The sequence below is a fragment of the Shewanella sp. 1CM18E genome (assembly GCF_023161665.1).
Classification (GTDB): Bacteria; Pseudomonadota; Gammaproteobacteria; order Enterobacterales; family Shewanellaceae; genus Shewanella.
Genome location: NZ_JALNTW010000007.1, coordinates 210,785 through 229,946 on the forward strand (window position 1 = coordinate 210,785; position 19,162 = coordinate 229,946).

Annotated in this window: 18 protein-coding genes; 11 read left to right on the top strand and 7 right to left on the bottom strand. The window is 41.6% G+C overall.

Features of this window, described 5'->3' with window-relative positions; all coding sequences use genetic code 11:
- The first annotated feature begins 100 nt into the window (after window positions 1–100).
- Window positions 101–274: a hypothetical protein gene (locus MSG37_RS11760; protein ID WP_156925668.1), complete on the top strand. Its 174-nt coding sequence runs from the start codon at window positions 101–103 to the stop codon at window positions 272–274.
- A 249-nt stretch (window positions 275–523) separates the two neighbouring features.
- Here the strand turns inward: MSG37_RS11760 and MSG37_RS11765 are convergent, their stop codons facing one another.
- Window positions 524–1,465: a pyridoxal-phosphate dependent enzyme gene (locus tag MSG37_RS11765; RefSeq protein WP_248470849.1), complete on the bottom strand. Its 942-nt coding sequence runs from the start codon at window positions 1,463–1,465 to the stop codon at window positions 524–526.
- A gap of 648 nt (window positions 1,466–2,113) precedes the next feature.
- On the opposite strand from MSG37_RS11765, the gene MSG37_RS11770 reads away from it, so the two are divergent.
- A complete protein-coding gene (locus MSG37_RS11770) occupies window positions 2,114–2,521 on the top strand; it encodes a YccF domain-containing protein (RefSeq protein ID WP_248470850.1) in 408 nt (135 codons plus the stop codon).
- A 260-nt stretch (window positions 2,522–2,781) separates the two neighbouring features.
- Here the strand turns inward: MSG37_RS11770 and MSG37_RS11775 are convergent, their stop codons facing one another.
- The 3 genes from MSG37_RS11775 to MSG37_RS11785 all read right to left on the bottom strand — a co-directional run bounded on the left by MSG37_RS11775 (window position 2,782) and on the right by MSG37_RS11785 (window position 5,495).
- A complete protein-coding gene (locus MSG37_RS11775) occupies window positions 2,782–3,678 on the bottom strand; it encodes an alpha/beta hydrolase (protein WP_248470851.1) in 897 nt (298 codons plus the stop codon).
- A gap of 42 nt (window positions 3,679–3,720) precedes the next feature.
- Complete coding sequence (locus MSG37_RS11780; protein WP_248470852.1) at window positions 3,721–4,716, bottom strand: M14 family zinc carboxypeptidase; 996 nt, start codon at window positions 4,714–4,716, stop codon at window positions 3,721–3,723.
- Window positions 4,717–4,793: 77 nt separating this feature from the next.
- The gene (locus MSG37_RS11785; protein WP_248470853.1) at window positions 4,794–5,495 is read right to left on the bottom strand and encodes an ABC transporter substrate-binding protein; all 702 of its coding nucleotides are present in this window, start codon (window positions 5,493–5,495) and stop codon (window positions 4,794–4,796) included.
- Window positions 5,496–5,878: 383 nt separating this feature from the next.
- On the opposite strand from MSG37_RS11785, the gene MSG37_RS11790 reads away from it, so the two are divergent.
- Window positions 5,879–6,109: a PGPGW domain-containing protein gene (locus MSG37_RS11790; protein WP_248470854.1), complete on the top strand. Its 231-nt coding sequence runs from the start codon at window positions 5,879–5,881 to the stop codon at window positions 6,107–6,109.
- 286 nt (window positions 6,110–6,395) lie between these two features.
- Entirely contained in the window at window positions 6,396–7,388 is a 993-nt protein-coding gene (locus MSG37_RS11795) for a cytochrome-c peroxidase (RefSeq protein WP_248470855.1), read from the top strand.
- A gap of 146 nt (window positions 7,389–7,534) precedes the next feature.
- Here MSG37_RS11795 and MSG37_RS11800 read toward each other — a convergent pair whose 3' ends face one another.
- Window positions 7,535–7,894: a DUF6508 domain-containing protein gene (locus MSG37_RS11800; RefSeq protein WP_248470856.1), complete on the bottom strand. Its 360-nt coding sequence runs from the start codon at window positions 7,892–7,894 to the stop codon at window positions 7,535–7,537.
- 405 nt (window positions 7,895–8,299) lie between these two features.
- Complete coding sequence (locus MSG37_RS11805; RefSeq protein WP_248470857.1) at window positions 8,300–9,193, bottom strand: LysR family transcriptional regulator; 894 nt, start codon at window positions 9,191–9,193, stop codon at window positions 8,300–8,302.
- A 155-nt stretch (window positions 9,194–9,348) separates the two neighbouring features.
- Between MSG37_RS11805 and MSG37_RS11810 the strand changes: the two genes are divergently transcribed.
- From MSG37_RS11810 to MSG37_RS11825, 4 genes are all read left to right on the top strand, one after another.
- A complete protein-coding gene (locus tag MSG37_RS11810; RefSeq protein WP_248470858.1) occupies window positions 9,349–10,509 on the top strand; it encodes a homogentisate 1,2-dioxygenase in 1,161 nt (386 codons plus the stop codon).
- Between the two features lie 74 nt (window positions 10,510–10,583).
- A complete protein-coding gene (hppD, locus tag MSG37_RS11815) occupies window positions 10,584–11,624 on the top strand; it encodes a 4-hydroxyphenylpyruvate dioxygenase (RefSeq protein ID WP_248470859.1) in 1,041 nt (346 codons plus the stop codon).
- Window positions 11,625–11,870: 246 nt separating this feature from the next.
- Window positions 11,871–12,491: a LysE family translocator gene (locus MSG37_RS11820; protein ID WP_248470860.1), complete on the top strand. Its 621-nt coding sequence runs from the start codon at window positions 11,871–11,873 to the stop codon at window positions 12,489–12,491.
- 41 nt (window positions 12,492–12,532) lie between these two features.
- Entirely contained in the window at window positions 12,533–12,919 is a 387-nt protein-coding gene (locus tag MSG37_RS11825; RefSeq protein ID WP_248470861.1) for a hypothetical protein, read from the top strand.
- A gap of 94 nt (window positions 12,920–13,013) precedes the next feature.
- Here the strand turns inward: MSG37_RS11825 and MSG37_RS11830 are convergent, their stop codons facing one another.
- Window positions 13,014–14,300 (bottom strand): GNAT family N-acetyltransferase, encoded by a 1,287-nt coding sequence (locus MSG37_RS11830; protein ID WP_282446643.1) that lies wholly within the window; start codon window positions 14,298–14,300, stop codon window positions 13,014–13,016.
- Window positions 14,301–14,634: 334 nt separating this feature from the next.
- On the opposite strand from MSG37_RS11830, the gene ggt reads away from it, so the two are divergent.
- The 3 genes from ggt (at window position 14,635) to MSG37_RS11845 (ending at window position 18,932) form a co-directional block, all read left to right on the top strand.
- The gene (ggt, locus tag MSG37_RS11835; RefSeq protein WP_248470878.1) at window positions 14,635–16,344 is read left to right on the top strand and encodes a gamma-glutamyltransferase; all 1,710 of its coding nucleotides are present in this window, start codon (window positions 14,635–14,637) and stop codon (window positions 16,342–16,344) included.
- Between the two features lie 185 nt (window positions 16,345–16,529).
- Window positions 16,530–17,489, top strand: a complete 960-nt coding sequence (gene rihA, locus MSG37_RS11840; RefSeq protein ID WP_248470862.1) for a pyrimidine-specific ribonucleoside hydrolase RihA — start codon at window positions 16,530–16,532, stop codon at window positions 17,487–17,489.
- A gap of 420 nt (window positions 17,490–17,909) precedes the next feature.
- Complete coding sequence (locus MSG37_RS11845; RefSeq protein WP_248470879.1) at window positions 17,910–18,932, top strand: catalase family peroxidase; 1,023 nt, start codon at window positions 17,910–17,912, stop codon at window positions 18,930–18,932.
- Window positions 18,933–19,162 lie beyond the last annotated feature (230 nt).

Below are 19,162 nucleotides of genomic sequence, written 5' to 3' on the forward strand. Positions count from 1 at the left end.
TAGAACTTAAAATTCATCTTTCGCAAAAATGCTAAGGATATCTTATTGTTATAAAACACTACCAAATTTAGGTAGCCTAAAATAGAAGGAGTGTGGCCATATGTCATACCTAGTAAATGGACAAGAAATTACCGTCAACTTTCCAGTAGATTCAATTTCAGTCAACAAAACTTCAATTGCTTTTACCGATAGCCAAGGTAAAAACAAACAAACCTTTTCTAAGCGTATTGAAGCGCTGAACTTTATGAAATGGTTAATTTCTAGCAACAAATAAGCTAGTCAAACAAACGCTTTAACTGACTCTTCGATACACCTCCTCTCACTCGTATCGAATGTTTGTCTTCATAGGCAAACGAATAGGACTGAAACATCTACTCAGCTATTTAGTCACATTCATTTGGATTAGGCCATACCCTTAGTCGGTATCTAGCCTAACCAAATGGAATCAACACTTTCCCCTAGCTTCAACTCACTGTTAACTAATGAAACACAAATCTCAACAGCTTAATATTTTTTAGTCATACTAACCGTATTTACGTTTGTAGCGTGGCAGCATAGTCGCATTACCGAGTAACCCACCTTGGTGGATATAAAGTATCGCGGGAGCGGAGCCAACAATCTCTTTTTCAGTTTGGTTTACCCTTTTTTGTAAGATCTTTTCAACGCACATCCAACCTAAAGGGTCATAGAGTAATTCAAACTCGATTCCCGTCGCTAACAGCTTGTTATACATGTCGTAAAATGGCTTATACAGCTTTCCAAAGTGATACTTTTTATCTAAATCGATAATCGTTGGATGCAGATTTTTGTCAGTAACCAGTTCAAAAAACTGTTGCTGTAAATACTCGCTGCCACCAACACAAGCACAGGTGAGTACTTCAATATTATTGGCATGCAGATTAAGGTACTCACTTAAAAATACTGCTGTTGTACCAGTGCCTGATGGCAAGAATACTTGCAACGATGGTAAAGACTGCTTTGTAGCCCAATCAATGATCTCTTGAGCTAATTTATGCACACCCAAACGTGCATATTCACAGCGACCTCCTTCAGGTACAAAAAGCAGCTTGTCGTTTTTGGACAGTACTTTTTGTTGAATATAATCTATCACGCTTAAGTCTTGGCGATCTTCACACATAGATACATCAACAACATTGGCACCATTAGCAATCGCTGCGGCATAATTGCCCTGAGTAGATTGCAAAACTTGCTCAGCAATATGATCAACATAAAAATCTAAGCTAATACCTTTAAGCTTGGCTAATGCCGACATAGAGTAAAGCGAGTTAGCAACCGGTGAACCATGGCCTACTAACCCCGTTTTACCAGGAAAGTTATTTTCTAAGAAATAGGCAAATTTACGGGCTTTATTGCCCGAAAACTCTTCACTCAGCAAATCATCACGCTTAACAAAAACTTGCTGATCGTTAAAGACAATACTTTCTATAGGGGTATCTGCAAACACTTTCGAGCTCACTTCAATTCAACTTCAAATACGTTACCTACTCACTGGCCAACTATCATGTATAGTTTAGCGAGTTTACTAGCATGTAGCGTTTTGATTAATCTGGGACGGATGCATTTATGCATATAAATGTGGCTATTGTAGCCCGAGAGACTCATTTTCGAAATCAACAAGATGTGAACCAAGATCAAATATTCCAATCGAATTTGATTCGCGCGAAATAGCTTTTTGACCTACAAGCACTGATGGACTGAATTAAAACAAGCAGATTAGCCACCTTAAATTATATGGCTAACCATAGTTTTACAAATGGCGCGTAGACGGAGTAATTATAGCGATAATGAACCCGTTTTAGTTGTTACATAAAACAAGTATCTGCCCAATAACAACACCGTCAACAGCTCTATCCAATTTGACTTCAACACTTTCATCTCGATACGGTTTTAAATTGAAAGAAATTAAATCTTAAAAAATAGCCAAAAGCGCTAAATTTTAGTTAAAAAGCTAATCAGGTATATATAGACCGAGATTTATTTAACTCGCAAAAGGCTTACAGCAAGCCAAAGTAGCTCGATATGTCTATTGGCACGAAAATCGCTTATCAGCAATTAAGCTCAAATTAGAGCAAGTACAAATAAGGAGCCATAAATGGCAGTGCTACGTTTAGTGTTTAATATTGCTTGGTTTATTTTAGGTGGTTTTGTAATGGGGCTTGCTTGGTGGTTAGCTGGACTACTTTGCTTTATCAGCATCATCGGGATCCCATTTGGTAGAGCCTGTTTTGTGATTGGTGAAATGGCATTCTGGCCTTTTGGTCAAGATTCTATGAATCGTAAAGCACTGACTGGAAATGAAGATATCGGTACCGGCACATTTGGTATGGTCGGTAATATTATTTGGTTCCTATTTTTTGGGATCTGGCTAGCTATCGGCCACATTGCCCATGCGTTTGCTTGTGCGATTACCATTATCGGTATTCCATTTGCGCTACAACATTTAAAATTAGCGGTTTTAAGTTTAACGCCAATTGGTCAAACAGTGGTAGCAAGAGCCTAATCTATTGTAGAAAAGCTTTTTATTAGAGTTGTTTATTCATTGCTTAGCAAAGAACTAACAATGTCATATTTAGCCCCAGCTTGGGGCTAAATTGTTTTATCCGGTTCTATGCTTTGCCAGCAATCTAACCCCCTACCAGTAAAGCATTATCTTAAAAGACTTGTCTTAAAATCCTAGTCTGAAAAATCTTGTCTTAAAAGCATTTACGACAGCCCACTCCCAACCACTCAACAATTACGCCCTTGTGCTGATTACTTTGATTACGGCAATAATTTCCACGCTTTTATCAAAGCATCACTAAGCTCATCGGCACAATCTAGGCTAAGATCATGACCCGCATGGTCAAATGGGACTAACGGTATTTGGTAATAACGTGCCAACGCTTGACTGCAGGATGGTGCAACTAACTTATCAGCCAAGCTGCTAAATACAATTAGTGGGATATTCACTGGGTTTGCTTTAAACCGGCTGCAAGCATAAATCTGCCGCGTGGCATTGGATAAACTGGTAGTGCGAGCTTTTCTAAACCCACTCCACCGCGCGATAAGCGCAATATTCTGAGTTTGGGTTACCGAGGTTAAAGCAATAACGGTTGCTTCAATTGAGCTTATTTCACTCTTGCCAGCACTAATTTGCTTAGGCTCGACTAAATAGCCAGTTTTGACGCGCTTTCTGAAAGCCAGAAATAGCTGTTTTAACTGAAACCTTTTATACCAAGGAGATAAATTCCCTGCACTTGAATTGATTATCGCCATACCGCAAATATTTTTATGAGTGAACTTGCTTAAGGCGGTTAGCATTGATGCTTCTGTTACTTCATTTAGCCCCTTATATGCTCTTTGAGCTGCCCTTTGCTGCGGATTAATACTGTCATAATTTTTCAACCAAGCACCAAGTTCTAATGCAATCATGCCTCCCATTGATAACCCCGCAATATAGATGTCACTGTCTTCAATCTGTGCCAGTTGCTCTATTATTGAAGGAAGGTACTCTGCTAAATGTAGTGGACTGATTTCACTTATAAACTCACCATTTCCCAGAGTATCAATCATTATTACATTGTGCCGACTACCTAGCTTTGATTGCAGCAGTGACTCAAATTCCCCCCAATGGCGCTTATCGCGCATAAGTCCTCTAAGCAACACCACAGCGGCCATGCAAACCTCACTTTATCTAAACCAAGTTAACCTGATAATTCGTTACTCATACCATAGTTGATAGGCCTGTCTATCGAGCTTGTGTAATTGTTTATCCGTCAAGTTCTCTAGCGTACGGCTAGCTGCAATATCCATTAAGAATTGCATAAAAACCGTATGTTTACGCAAAGTTCGATGGTATCTATGTGTTTTCTGCGGATTAAATAAACCCGCAAAATTAAACAATTGCCGTGGATTTTTTTTAACCCAACTCCATGAGCCCATTTCAAGCGTTAGTGGCACAAATGGTACATCAGGATTTTGCGCCACAAGGTAATCCCAAATATCACCATGGGTCTGGTAAATAAGACTTTGCGGCGAAAATCGGTAATGATTGTGATGGGGAAAGCTCGACTCAAAAGCTTGTTTAAGTTGGTATATTCGCCCTATTTTATCCATTGCGCTTTGACTACTGGCATAAGGAAACCACACATGATCTGACAAACCAAAGCCTGAATGAGCATCTAAGACAATAACACTAGAGCTAGTATTAAGCAGTGAAGTAACATAATCGACTAGCGCGCTAGTTTCTCGCTCCATGCCATTTTTACCGCGATACCAAGGCAGTTTGGCTGATATTTTCTGTCCGCCAACTAGAAATGTAACCTTATCTGCAGAGGTGATAGGCGCATTTCGCATTAAATCGACGCCTTGCCCATTACAACGGGTTCCTCGAATCAAGCCGACAGGGTTAACGATTGGCACAAACGATAACCTTACACGAGTCAGTAAGTGCTGTAACTGAACATCCCACTCAAGCCGAGTTAGCAGACTCGCCATATGCGCTAACTGAACTTGACAACCTATTCGCTCTACACCATGCACCCCGCCAACAAACATCACCGTAGGCACATCAATGTCTGTACTGCCAAGTTCTGCTCGAATAACTGGATACAACTTGCCGTTATACTCAACATCAGCGAGCGTTTTGGCACGTAATTGAGGATGACAAGCAATAAGATGATTTAAGGTCTCTAACTCAAACGGAACACTTTCCATCGGCTAACAAGGTAAAGGTGCGATGCCGTTAGCATACGGCTAAATTGCGTCATATTTTAGACAGAAACGTGACAGGATTAATCAATATGCTCAGCTAATATCGCTTGCACATTGATTTGAGCCAGCCCTTGGTTAAAACGCTCACGCCACAGGTGCCCTTGCTCATTATTTTTAAACGCAACGAACAGCTCTTTGTAGGTTAAGCGCTTCTTATTAAACTGCAGTTTATGTTTAACTTGCTGCATATTTGGCTGTGACAAAATATACCTAAGTACGTGTTCATCAATAATGGCAGCGCCTATTCGGCCTGTGACCACTTTATTAATATTGTGCAGATCTGAAGCAACGACTTCAAATGGCTGGCTACCATTAACCATCATGGCATCGAGCTCTGCGGTATTAACATAGTCTTGCACAACACCAATCGTGTATTGATTTAAATCCTTTTGCTCAATCCAACTAATAGGATGAGATTTACGCTCAACAAGCCCGAGAGCACTGCGCCCCATCGCCTCAGAAAACACAAATTGATCTGTCGGGTAATTGTATTCAGGTAAATAGCCTAAATACTTAGCGTCATTACGAGAAGCCATTCTTACTGCGCGGCTCCAGGGGTAAAAATCGACCACAAGCGAATGACCCACTGCGGCTAATGCTGCTTTTGCTACGGCAATACATGCGCCTTGATGTTTAAGCTGCTCGCCAGAAAATGGCGGCCAATGCAGTGAGGTTAAATACAGTGTGTCTGCTGCGGCAAAATTAATTGGAGAAATGAGCATAATGCAGCAAAACACTCTAAGCGCTTTGTAAAAAGTGCTTGATATAGCTTTATAGCAGCGAGTAAAAAGCGTGAAAATTGCATTGGTTTTTTCTCGCAAACAACTTTGCTTGAAATGCATAACAGCCAACATAACTAAGATAGAACCTATCAAAGATTTTAGTCAAACCTTCTGATAACGCCAAAATGTTGACCCTTTGCAGACGTAAACGCTAAACCGCTAAGAGTGTTTGTTACAATTAATAGCGCCGCAAAATGGTGACTTGCTATACACTGGGTTAAATAATTAGGTTGTTGTGGCGATTGAGATAGCTCGGCAGTCACTGCGCCATTTATAAATGCACCAGTTAAAAATACCTAAAGGAATATAGGGAGATTATTTCAATGATAAAGAAAGCCTTAATCACTATTATTGGCGGATTATTAACGCTAACAGGTGCAGCACTCATTGTATTGCCCGGGCCAGCATGGTTATTATTGCCAATCGGACTTGCGATATTAAGCCTAGAATACACTTGGGCGCGTCACTGGTTGAAGAAGAGCCAAGCTCATTTAAGTAACACCGCTCGCTGGCTCGACAGGCAGATATTATTACGCCGCTTAAACCGCAAATAAGCAATTAACAAAAATTAATTTACCTCAAGTTGGCCAACTCCCCCTGCGATATTCATTTTTCTAATCGCTTCTCATCGGCTAAATCTTGTTTAGTCGCGCTAGCTGTCTAATATTTACACTACCCTACCTATCATTAGGTACAAAGTCTGCGACACAGGTCGCATTTAACTAATCCAAATCCACGATAGTCCTAATCGAAACAAAGCGTTATCTTATTTTCGAGTTCCTCACTATTATCAGCTTATTGATTTAACCCTATAAAATGTAATGTTTAGTTGAGGCTAATATGAATAAGCTTAATGTAATCTCCATTGCTCTGCTTTCTACTTTATCTATTGGTGCAAACGCGTCTAACGAACCGATCGAAATCATTCCAGCAGCCGTTATCACTAACCCAGAAAAGGTTGAGCTTGGTAAGATGCTATTCTTCGAACCAAGATTATCAAAATCAGGCTTTATTTCATGTAACTCTTGCCACAACATTTCAACAGGTGGTGTTGATGCACTGCCTACGTCTATTGGCCATAACTGGCAACAAGGCCCTATTAACTCGCCAACGGTACTCAATGCTGAATATGGTTTAGCACAATTTTGGGACGGTCGAGCGAAAGATCTTAAAGAGCAAGCAGCAGGTCCTATTGCTAACCCGAAAGAAATGGGCTTTACCCATGATCTTGCCGTCGATACCGTTCGCTCTATGCCTGCTTATCAAGCACGCTTTGCCGATGTTTATAACTCAAAAGATATCAACATTGATATGATCACCGATGCTATCGCTGAATTTGAGAAAACCCTAGTCACCCCAAACGCACCGTTTGATCTTTACCTTCAAGGTGACAAGTCTGCTATTTCAGACCAAGCAAAAGCTGGTTATCAACTGTTTAAAGATAAAGGCTGTGTAAGCTGTCACAACGGCCCAGCTGTGGGTGGCACCATGTACATGAAGATGGGCCTAGTTAAACCTTTCCACACCAACAACCCTGCAGAAGGTAGAAAAGGCGTAACAGGTAAAGAAGCAGATAAGTTTGTGTTTAAAGTACCAACACTACGTAATATCGAACTTACCTATCCGTACTTCCACGACGGCAGCGTATGGGATCTTGAAGAAGCGGTTAACACTATGGCTGATATTCAGCTTGGACAAAAGCTGTCTGAGTCTGAAGTTAAAGAGATGGTTGCATTCTTAAACTCGCTAACTGGTGAGCAGCCACAAATTGTATTACCAATTTTACCGCCATCGAATAAGAACACCCCTCGCCCAGTGCCTTTTGCTGACTAAAGTGTAACTAGCAAGAAACGAAAAGAGCTGCTATTGCAGCTCTTTCTATTTAGATAGTTCAGACTATTCGCTGACTAATATATTGATCGTTATAAGTAAGTTGTTGAATTTCAATTCAAACACAGTCTAATACAGCCGAAGCAAACTTAACTAACTTGCTTGAAATGCAGTGTTTGAAAACGCTCAATAATCGCTAACAACACACCTTGGCGACGCATATTAGACAAAACTCCAGGGCTAAACCTGTCTATCCGTGCCATTGCGGTGAGCAATAACTGACACTCATACATGCTTGCATCACCAATGTATTCAGGTCTGTCGAGCATATGGCTGTTTTGATACCACTCGTCCCAGTCAAATTCATCCAGTAACATACCGCACTGGTCTAGATCGGCTACAAACTCTTGCAGACGCATATCTGAGACTATGTGATTGCCTAATTTTAGATCCGCAACATATTTAGCATACAGGCTGTTTGAGTAACCGTTAGTAGTCATATTGTTCATTGTAAGCCTCCTTCACATCAGTACCTGCATGCCGCATCATCATAGTGCAATTAAAAATGGAGCGTTGCATAGCACGTACCAACTCTTGATAGGCTTAGTCTAATAAAGGCAAACTGAACACAAACTTAACGATTAAACTCGTTAACAAGCGCAAATAAAAAAGAAACTATTCAATCTTAAGCCATTGATATATTGTTATTTATATAAAAAGCTAACGGGTAATTAAGTAGGTTGTAGAGTTTAAAGCTAGCAAAATAAAACTGCTGTTAACTTTGCGGCTTAACTTTCATACCGCAAAATAGCCTGCAGCTTTATGGTAATTGATAAAGGTGGCAAACGTGCATTTGTCTTCGCAAATTGCAATGTCTCACTTATAACAACAAAGCCGCAGAAAACGGCTCTATTTTACTGCAGCTCTGCACTGAACTCTTCGATGATAAGGTCAGTAAATAATCGCCCTGCTCGACCAAGCGGGCGCTCCATCGTTGAAACTAATTGCGGAGTAAAACTGTAACGATTGCCTCCGGTAAAATCGACTTCAACAAGATCTCCCCTTTTGAGCTCAGACTCAATTAAAAAGTCCGGCATCCAACCAAAGCCCAGGCCCATTAATAAAGCATTCTTCTTCATTACAAAGCCCGAAAGATAAAACACCTTGTCGCCACCAAATTGCATCTCATCGCGGTAGTGTTTATTTATAGAGGAGTCTTCGATGGTTAGCTCTACATAACGTTGCAGCTCAAATAAACTGAGTTTTTTTTCTGTTGCTAACGGATGAGTAGCGGCGACCACCAGCACACTGGTGATCTCCGGTAAAGCTTGCGGGCGATAACTCGGGCCTGTGCGGTAATCTTTTACTAGCATCAAATCAGCGTTATCACGCTCAAACCTTTCTTGTACACCGCCTAAAAACTCCATATTGAGTTGCACTTTAGTGGGTATTTCCAATTCTGTAAGCCGCTTTAGTGCGCGCATAATGGGTTTCATCGGTAAGGCGTCGTCGATCACTAATTCCAGCTTTGGCTCCCAGCCATCACCAAACTTGCTGGCTAAATGTTCAATGTTTGCAAGGTATTGCAGTAATCTTTGCCCCTCAGCCAAAATAACTTTGCCCTCAGGGGTCAACTCTGCTCGATATTGATCGCGACAAAAAAGGTTTACACCAAGGTGTTGCTCTAGCTTTTTTACTTGATAGCTCACTGCAGACTGAGCCTTATGTAAACGCTCTGCAGCCTTAGCAAAGCTGCCCTCCTCAACTAAAACCTGCAGTACCTTAAATGCATCAACATCAATCCGCATAGTGCTTCCTTAGCGTAAAGCATAAATTACCATCTAATTTTTAGATGAAGACCTAGTAATTATTATTCTTTTTTTTGTTTATTTAAGCAACTAAATTGAAGCTAGATCACATTTACACTGAAATACGTGCAGTAAGCGTAGAAAGGAAAGCGAATATGCCATTTTATGTGAAGCAAGGAAGTATTCCGACAAAGCGACATATCACATTTAAAAAAGACAATGGTGAGCTGTATCGTGAAGAGTTGTTTTCAACTCACGGATTTTCCAATATTTATTCGAATAAGTATCACCACAACATGCCAACCAAAGCGCTAGAGGTTAGCCCATATAGCTTATCTCATGGTGAAGCGTGGCAAGACTCTTTAGTGCAGAACTACAAGCTAGATACTAAAAAGGCTGACTGTAAAGGTAACTTTTTCAATAGCCGTAATAAAATCTTCTTTAATAATGACGTGGCCATGTACACCGCCAACGTTACCGAAGATACCGCAGAGTTCTACCGTAATGCTTATGCCGATGAAGTGGTATTCGTCCATGAAGGCGAAGGCACCCTATACAGTGAATATGGCGCTTTAGCGGTCAAAAAATGGGACTACCTTATCGTCCCTCGTGGCACCACTTATCAGCTTAAGTTTGATGACTACAGCAATGTACGCCTGTTTGTCATTGAATCATCTAGCATGGTTGAAGTGCCCAAGCATTTTCGTAATGAATATGGCCAGATGCTTGAGTCTGCTCCTTACTGCGAGCGAGATATTCGTACACCAGAATTACAAGATGCCGTTGTTGAGCAAGGCGAATTTGCATTGGTGTGTAAGTTTGGCGATAAGTACCAGCAAACCTCACTCGAGTGGCATCCATTTGATTTAGTCGGTTGGGATGGCTGTGTCTACCCTTGGGCTTTTAATATTCAAGAATATGCGCCAAAGGTGGGTAAGATCCATTTACCACCATCAGATCATCTGGTGTTTACAGCGCACAATTTTGTTATTTGTAATTTTGTACCACGCCCTTATGACTTCCACCCACAGTCGATCCCTGCGCCTTACTACCATAACAATATCGATAGTGACGAAGTGCTGTATTACGTTGATGGCGACTTTATGAGCCGTACAGGTATTGAAGCGGGTTACATGACCTTGCATCAAAAAGGCGTGCCTCACGGGCCGCAACCAGGTCGAACAGAAGCTTCTATTGGCAAAACTGAAACCTATGAATATGCCGTAATGGTCGATACTTTCGCACCGTTGCAGCTTACCGAACATGTAAAGCATTGCATGAGTAACGACTACAACCGCTCTTGGATTGAAGATTAACGGATTTTTAATTTAAAGATCAGGTCATCAAAGAATGACTGGTTTGTAGGATCAAATTGACAGAGGATATAACAATGGCAAGCGAACAAAACCCACTAGGCTTACTTGGTATCGAATTTACTGAGTTTGCAACGCCTGAACAAGATTTCATGCATCAGGTATTTATTGATTTCGGTTTTTCATTGCTAAAAAAATCAAAATCTAAAGAGATTTTATATTACAAGCAAAACGATATTAACTTCTTGCTTAATACCGAACGTAAGGGCTTTTCTGCTGAGTTTGCTAAAAGCCATGGCCCAGCGATTTGCTCTATGGGTTGGCGCGTAGAAGACGCCCAGTTTGCATTTGAAGGCGCCGTTGCTCGCGGAGCAAAGCCTGCTGATGATACGGCTAAAGATCTGCCATATCCAGCGATTTACGGCATTGGTGATAGCCTCATTTACTTTATCGACACCTTTGGCGAGACAGATAACATCTACGCTAAAGATTTCAAAGACTTAGATGAGCAAATCATCACTCAAGAAAAAGGCTTTATGGAAGTCGACCATTTAACTAACAATGTCTACAAAGGCACAATGGAGTACTGGTCGAACTTCTATAAAGATATCTTTGGTTTTACTGAAGTGCGTTATTTCGACATTAAAGGCTCACAAACAGCCCTTATCTCTTATGCACTGCGTTCGCCAGATGGAAGCTTCTGTATTCCAATCAACGAAGGTAAAGGTAACGATAAAAACCAGATTGATGAGTATTTACGTGAATATGATGGCCCGGGTGTTCAGCATTTAGCGTTCAGAAGCCGCGATATTGTTGGCTCACTCGATGCAATGGAAGGCTCGTCGATTCAGACATTGGATATTATCCCTGAGTATTACGACACCATTTTTGAAAAACTGCCGCAAGTGACTGAAGATCGTGAACGCATTAAGCATCACCAAATTTTGGTTGATGGTGATGAAGACGGGTACTTGCTACAAATCTTTACTAAAAACCTATTTGGTCCAATTTTCATTGAGATCATTCAACGCAAGAATAATTTGGGTTTTGGTGAAGGTAACTTTACTGCACTATTTGAATCTATCGAGCGTGATCAGCAGCGCCGTGGCGTACTGTAAAACTAAGATTTAGGATTAGGCTTACGTTTTAGTTCTAGCACTCGCTTAGTGCAAGTCTACGATCAAAATTCAAGCATAGACTTGAGCAAACACCAACCTATGCAGTAAACAATAAAACCAGCTTTTTAGCTGGTTTTATTTTATCTATCGCTGAGCCACGTTTTTCTCTACACTGTGCACCTTTATTTAGCCCTTGTTGTTATGCGCTGTAGATCAGCTAAACAACCGAAGTACAGAATCTATACAATGCCTGATTTAGCACTACTTGCCGTGTTTTTACCAACTTTCTTCTTTGTTTCAATTACTCCAGGCATGTGCATGACCCTTGCTATGACACTCGGAATGAGTATTGGCTTTCGCAGAACCTTATGGATGATGCTTGGCGAGCTTGTCGGTGTTGCACTGGTAGCGATTGCCGCCGTTATGGGCGTAGCGAGCATTATGCTTAACTATCCTGAACTATTTGCAATTTTAAAGTGGGTTGGCGGACTTTACTTAGTCTATATTGGCGTCAACATGTGGCGCTCAAAAGGAAAAATGGCCATCATCGAAGGCCAACAAGCCCCTAGTGTTGGCAATTTTGAGCTAATTTCACAGGGCTTTATTACCGCAATAGCTAATCCTAAAGGTTGGGCATTTATGGTGTCTTTACTGCCCCCCTTTATTAATGTTGAGCGTGAAGTGGCGCCGCAACTTTTAGCACTTGTGAGCATCATTTTATTTACTGAATTAATCAGCATGATGGCGTATGCTGCAGGTGGAAAAAGCTTAAGAATATTTTTAAGTCGCGGCGATAATATCAAATGGATGAATCGTATTGCTGGCAGCTTAATGATTTTGGTTGGCGTTTGGCTTGCTGTAGCTTAAGTCAGCAATAAGCACATATTAACAGTATCAAGGTGAATAACATGAAGTCGTTTAAGTTGTTAATACTATTTGTAGCAGGACTATTTCTATCGGGTTGTACATCAACACCTCTTGTAGAATTAAATAAAGAACCTATCCCTACAAATAGTGCACAAACTATTGAGCAAGCAATTATTAAAGGTTGTCAGGCCAAAGGCTGGACGCCTGTTGTTGCCGATAACAATACCATTGATGCCTATATAACCGTTCGCTCTCATAAAGCGCATGTGCAAATCACTTATGACGATAAGTTTTATAATATCAATTATGTCGATAGCACTAATTTAGACTACAACAACGGCAATATTCACCGCAATTACAATAAGTGGATCTACAAACTTTCAGCGTCAATCCAGCAACAATTTGGTACTCGAGCTCAAAGCTACTAAAACTATCCCTGTTAAATGGTATATCAGGCTTTTGCTAACCTGCGCCGTTAATATAATCCCTTGCATTTAATCCCTTGCATTTAATCCCTTATATTTAGATAAGGGATTTATAGGGAAGTTTCAGCTTAAGTTGCTGCATATAGGTTTTAATGTTCTCCGCTTCTTGCAGTGTAAAGCTATGGATCGCTTGTCTAAACTCTTGATGGGCGATCTCGTGATTAGAATATGTCGCTACCGGCTCAAAGCCCCGAGGCACCTTATGTTCCCCCTGCGCCCCAGCATCAAATACCTGTAAACCATGTTTAATGCAGTATTCTATGCCTTGATAATAACAAGCTTCAAAATGTAGCCCATCAACATCAACTAACGCGCCCCAATAACGGCCATATAGATGAGTGTTAGACTTAAAAAACAGCGCTGATGCAATCAACTGTTGTTCGCTATTGCTAACAACGAGCAAAATAACCGCATCCGTTAGAGTTTGACCTAACGTTTCAAAAAAAGCCTGATTAAGGTAGCCATAGTGACCTGAACGTTTAGCATAGGTTTGCTGATAACAGGCATAAAACTGCTGCCACAGTTCAGCTGTGATCTGCGCGCCTTCAATAAATTCAAAACTCAATTGTGCATCATTAACTTTGGCGCGCTCTTTTTTAATATCTTTGCGCTTTCTTGAACTTAGCGATGCTAAAAAGCTATCAAAGTCTTGGTACTGACGATTGAACCAATGAAATTGAGTGCCTAATCGCTGCAAACTCTTAGTGTGAGAAAGTTGCTCAAACTGACCTTTTGGTAAAAACAAACAGTGCCAGCTAGAAAAGTCATACTCTAATAAACAACGATTAAGAGTACCTGCAACGACTTGCCATATACGCTTTTGCTCAGATTCGGTTCTACTTTTATCAATCCCTAAGCGTTTACCTGTTGTAGGTGTAAATGGGATCGCTGATAACAGCTTCGGATAATACGCTAGCTGATGGCGCTCATATGCGTCCGCCCATGCCCAGTCAAACACATACTCACCATATGAATGAGCCTTAATATACAAAGGCATCACAGCAACTATTTCGGCTTTTTCGCCCTGCTGTTTTACTAGCAAATGCAGTGGCGTCCAGCCGGTTTTAGTACAAACACTGCCACTGACTTCAAGGGCCGATAAATACTCATGGCGATTAAACGGATTATCATCAGCCATTAAACGATTCCAACAAGCCGCTGGGATCTTAGTTATCGCATCAACCAGCTCAATCTCATAAGCTGCGTTGCTGATATTGCTCGTACTGAGATCACTAGTACTAACATCGCTAGCATTGCAGTTGCCAGTTCTCATTGATATATCGCTATCTTTTGAAGCTGCTTTTTCACTATTTAATTTTGCCAAATCATCTTCCTTGCAGATCAATTGATAAAAATTGACCTTTAAATATCTCTGTCGTAACAGTGCCATCGCCCTTAGCTAGGCTTGCATTTAGCGCGAATAAACGTCACATTGCGTTTACCTGCAGATAATTACCGTACTAATTGACAATACTATAACGAGTTACCTCAGGTGATAACAATAAAGAAAACGGCTTTTAGCTTGACAACATTTTGACCTAATACCACTGCAAGGACCCAACATGCGCGCCTTTAAAACCCGCTTGCCGAAACCGCTATCATCTCAAGCGCAACCAGTTACATCTTATTCGTTTAAGACACTAGCATTTGCGATTTCAATGGTTATCCCTTTAACCACATTAACCATTACCGCAAGCGCGCCGGCACAAGCTAAAGAGCCATCAATTTATAGTCATATGGCGACCGCACAGCCTGTATGGGCTAAGCATGGCATGGTATCGAGCCAAGAAGCATTAGCCACTCAAGCAGGCGTCGAGATTTTAAAGCAAGGCGGTAATGCAGTTGATGCCGCAGTCGCTGTCGGGTTTGCTCTGGCCGTCACCTTGCCAAGAGCCGGCAATATTGGTGGCGGCGGCTTTATGCTGGTTCACTTAGCCGAACCGAATAAAACCATCGCTATCGATTATCGTGAAATGGCACCACAAAAAGCCCATAAAGAGCTCTTTCTTGATGCAAATGGTGATCCAGTAAAAAAACTAAGCCGTGAACATGGGCTTGCCATCGGTGTACCTGGCACCGTAATGGGCATGGAACTGGCACTGGAAAAATACGGCACCATGACGATGAAACAAGTCACCCAAGCTGCGATTGATATGGCCCAAAATGGCATCGCGGTTACACCCGATCTGCAAACATCACTTTCAGGCCTTAAACGCCGTATCGCCCAGTGGCCAAGCTCGGCAGAAATTTTTTATAAAGCTGATGGCTCAAATTACCAAACCGACGAAATATTAAAACAGCCAGAACTCGCGCACTCACTATCACTAATTGCAAAGTCTGGCAGTAAAGGCTTCTATCAAGGTGAGACCGCTGAAAAAATCGTTGCTGCGATTGATGCTGCTGGCGGGATCATGACTTTAGATGACCTAAAAAACTATAAGGTTATTGAGCGTGAACCTGTTATTGGTGAATATCGTGGTTATCAAGTTGTATCTATGCCGCCCCCCTCTTCAGGTGGTATACACATAATTGAAATGCTCAATATGCTCGAAGAGTATCCCATCGACAAACTCGGCCACAATACAGCTGCTACCCTGCATTTAATGACAGAGTCCATGAAGCGCGCCTATGCTGACCGTAGCGAGTATCTAGGCGATCCTGACTTTTATGATGTACCCGTAAAAGCATTGATCAGTAAAGACTACGCCAAGCAACTTGCTAAGCAAATATCTGCCGATAAAGCTACGCCAAGCAGCGAGATTAAACCCGGTAAGCTCGCTCCATACGAGAGTAACCAGACCACTCACTACTCAGTGGTAGATAAATGGGGTAATGCTGTTTCAAACACCTATACCTTGAACTTTAGTTATGGCTCAGGGCTAGTCGCCAAAGGCACCGGTATTTTACTGAATAATGAAATGGATGATTTCTCAGCTAAACCCGGAACCCCAAATGGTTTTGGCTTAATTGGCGGAGAAGCCAATGCAGTTGAGGCCAACAAGCGCCCGTTAAGCTCTATGAGTCCCACGATAGTGATGAAAGACGGTAAGCCTTATATTGTAACGGGCAGCCCCGGTGGCTCACGTATTATTACCACCACCATGCAGATCATTATGAATGTTATTGATCATGATTTAAATATTGCAGAGGCGACAAACGCACCTCGTATCCATCACCAATGGTTACCCGATCTGTTACGTGTCGAGCATACACTTAATCAAGATACGCAAACGTTACTCAAAGCTAAGGGGCATGAAGTAAAGGTCAATAATGCTATTGGTTCAACCCAATCAATTATGGTTACTGAGCAAGGCATATTTGGTGCGAGCGACCCACGTCGTGCGGGTAGTCAAACACTAGGCTACTAGCTTTATTTCACCGAAACAACCTAAGCCCTTATTAAGTTTAGGGCTTTTTCATATCAGTAGTTAGCGAGTTAGTATATGAGCAATCACATGCTCTCACTCACAAAGCAAACGCTAAGTCACAGTTTTAATGATCATTAAAATCTAGGATGTTCAACAATCTATAAACGCAACTATGCGGAGAAACAATGAGCCCTACAACTATGCCAGCAAAGGCAAAACCAATTATTCTTGATTGCGACCCAGGCCACGATGATGCTATTTCATTGATTTTAGCCATGAGCAGCCAAGCGCTAAAGCCACTTGCAGTGACCACCAGCGCCGGCAATCAAACCCCAGACAAAACCTTAAACAATGCGCTGCGCATTCTAACTCTACTTGAGCGTCATGATATTCCTGTTGCTGCAGGAGCACCTAAGCCGTTAGCACGCGAGTTGATTATTGCCGACAATGTTCACGGTGAAAGTGGCTTAGATGGACCAAAACTGCCAGATCCTGCATTTGAACCACTAGCAATCTCTGGTATTGAGCTAATGGCGCAAAAAGTACGTGAAAGCGATGAGCCTGTAACGCTTGTACCTTCAGGGCCATTAACCAATATCGCACTATTTTTATCAACCTATCCAGAGCTACACAGTAAAGTTGAGCGCATCGTATTAATGGGCGGCGCAGCCGAAGCGGGCAACTGGACACCTGCAGCAGAGTTTAATATTTTTGTTGACCCTGAAGCGGCTGACATGGTGTTCAAATCAGGTATTCCAATTACCATGTGTGGCCTTGATATTACTCATCAAGCACAGATCATGGATGAAGATATCGAACGTATCCGAGTTATTCCAAACCCTGTGGCTAAGTGTGTGGCAGAGCTACTGGATTTCTTTATGATCTACCATAGAGATCCAAAATGGGGCTTTGAAGGCGCACCGCTGCACGATCCATGCACTATCGCGTGGTTATTAAAACCTGAGCTATTTACCTCATACGACTGCTGGGTAGGCGTTGAAACTAAGGGCGAGTACACGCAAGGGATGACTGTGGTTGACCGTTATCAGTTAACCAACAACCCACACAACACTCAAGTGCTTTGTAAATTAGATAGACAAGGTTTTGTGGATTTAATTGTTGAATGTTTAGAAGCATATAACTAACAGCAAATCTACTCACTACACACTTTAAGACACTTTATGATTAGCCTCATCCTTATTGCGGAAGTGGCTTTTCTATATTCGCGTCTGGATTTTATATACTAGCTTAAAGTTACGATGCGACAAGGAGTTCATCATCTAGCCCTTTGCCAAAGCTCATGTATAGCCCCAATCTAGCGAACAAACTCAAATAAGACCAGCACTCTTAACGAATAAGCAGTAAACCTTGTTCACTCATTATGCAGACTCAACACAGCCTCCCCGCCTAGCACTAAAACGAACATCTAAACGAGTCGCTAGCATTAAAGCGGTTAAAACCAGTTTTGAATAAAAAAACTGTCTTTGGCGAAAGATATTTTTAGCTGCTCCGTTCTATATTCCCAACGTATCGATTTTGGGTTTCATATTATGATAATAAACAACATGACTCACAGCACTATCTCGTTAAAAAAGCACTTATCTAACGCGATTAATCCACTCATTCAGGCTGGCATATATACTGGTTTGGCTTTGCTTTCCTCAGCCACTATGGCCGCAGAAAAATCTATTCCAGAACTAGTTGACGCAGTCAATGGCACACCCAATACAGCGAGTCGGGAGGCAGGTAAGAAAGTAAAGCTACGCAACCACGCTAAAGGCTTTTGTACCTCTGGGACGTTTAAGCCATCTGCGCACATTAATAAACAATTCAACATTCCTTTTTTAGAGCAGCAAGAGATAAAGGTCACCGCGCGCTTTTCACTTGGAGGAACCAACCCACATGCATCGGATAAAGGTGCGGGTCGCTTTATGTCGCTAAAAATTGATGGTGATAAGGAAAGCCTTAATTTTGTCACATCGAATGCACAGCTATTTTTCGCCAGTAATCTAGAAGACTTTTTTACTTTTCAAACTAAAGTAAAACAAGGCGCTGAAGGAAAGCAGTGGCTTATCGACAATAAACCTGATGCAAAAGCTTTTTTTGAATATGTTAGTCAACTGCCAAAAAGTAGCAGCTATGCTACTAGCCGCTACTTTGGCGTAAACAGTTTCCTGTTTAATAACTCAGATAACAGCCAGATCGCTGGACGCTGGATTTTCGAACCAGCCGCTGGTCAAGTTGCATTGACACAAGCAGAGCTTGCAACCCGCTCTGATGACTTCCTAAAACAGGAATTGCTCAATCGAATTGAAACCACGCCAGCAGTTTGGAACCTATACGTAAAACTGGCAGATAGTAACGATATAATCACCGACCCTACTGTTCTATGGCCAGAATCACGTCAACGTGTGTTGGTCGGTCAAGTCATCATAGATGGCAAGCAAGACAAGCAAAGTAGTGTTCAACAATGCGATAAAAGCATTTTTAACCCTGTCTTATTGCCTGAAGGCATTGCGCCATCAGCCGATCCTATTTTAAATGCTCGAACACCCGCTTATATCGAATCCTTTATTAGACGTTTGTAAATTTTAATAGTTTGCTCAGTATAAAGTAGCAGTTGGTCGGTCTCAGCAACGGCTACTTTTAATCACTTTCTTTACTCGATATTAGTGGCCTATCCACCATTAACACCATTGCTAGCGCTGCCAATGTTAGCCTGCATTCAAACAGCGACTTGCTCAATTACCCTTGTCACCTTTGTAACATAAGATCTTTATACATAAATCACAAATGACAATCATTATCATCTAGTTAT

Coding starts and splice junctions, on each gene's coding strand:
- MSG37_RS11780 (WP_248470852.1), bottom strand. CDS start 4,716: ATGGAAAGTGTTCCGTTTGAGTTAGAGACCTTAAATCATCTTATTGCT.
- MSG37_RS11845 (WP_248470879.1), top strand. CDS start 17,910: ATGACTCACAGCACTATCTCGTTAAAAAAGCACTTATCTAACGCGATT.
- ggt (WP_248470878.1), top strand. CDS start 14,635: ATGGTTATCCCTTTAACCACATTAACCATTACCGCAAGCGCGCCGGCA.
- MSG37_RS11790 (WP_248470854.1), top strand. CDS start 5,879: ATGATAAAGAAAGCCTTAATCACTATTATTGGCGGATTATTAACGCTA.
- rihA (WP_248470862.1), top strand. CDS start 16,530: ATGAGCCCTACAACTATGCCAGCAAAGGCAAAACCAATTATTCTTGAT.
- MSG37_RS11805 (WP_248470857.1), bottom strand. CDS start 9,193: ATGCGGATTGATGTTGATGCATTTAAGGTACTGCAGGTTTTAGTTGAG.
- MSG37_RS11810 (WP_248470858.1), top strand. CDS start 9,349: ATGCCATTTTATGTGAAGCAAGGAAGTATTCCGACAAAGCGACATATC.
- MSG37_RS11775 (WP_248470851.1), bottom strand. CDS start 3,678: ATGGCCGCTGTGGTGTTGCTTAGAGGACTTATGCGCGATAAGCGCCAT.
- hppD (WP_248470859.1), top strand. CDS start 10,584: ATGGCAAGCGAACAAAACCCACTAGGCTTACTTGGTATCGAATTTACT.
- MSG37_RS11760 (WP_156925668.1), top strand. CDS start 101: ATGTCATACCTAGTAAATGGACAAGAAATTACCGTCAACTTTCCAGTA.
- MSG37_RS11800 (WP_248470856.1), bottom strand. CDS start 7,894: ATGAACAATATGACTACTAACGGTTACTCAAACAGCCTGTATGCTAAA.
- MSG37_RS11825 (WP_248470861.1), top strand. CDS start 12,533: ATGAAGTCGTTTAAGTTGTTAATACTATTTGTAGCAGGACTATTTCTA.
- MSG37_RS11785 (WP_248470853.1), bottom strand. CDS start 5,495: ATGCTCATTTCTCCAATTAATTTTGCCGCAGCAGACACACTGTATTTA.
- MSG37_RS11820 (WP_248470860.1), top strand. CDS start 11,871: ATGCCTGATTTAGCACTACTTGCCGTGTTTTTACCAACTTTCTTCTTT.
- MSG37_RS11770 (WP_248470850.1), top strand. CDS start 2,114: ATGGCAGTGCTACGTTTAGTGTTTAATATTGCTTGGTTTATTTTAGGT.
- MSG37_RS11795 (WP_248470855.1), top strand. CDS start 6,396: ATGAATAAGCTTAATGTAATCTCCATTGCTCTGCTTTCTACTTTATCT.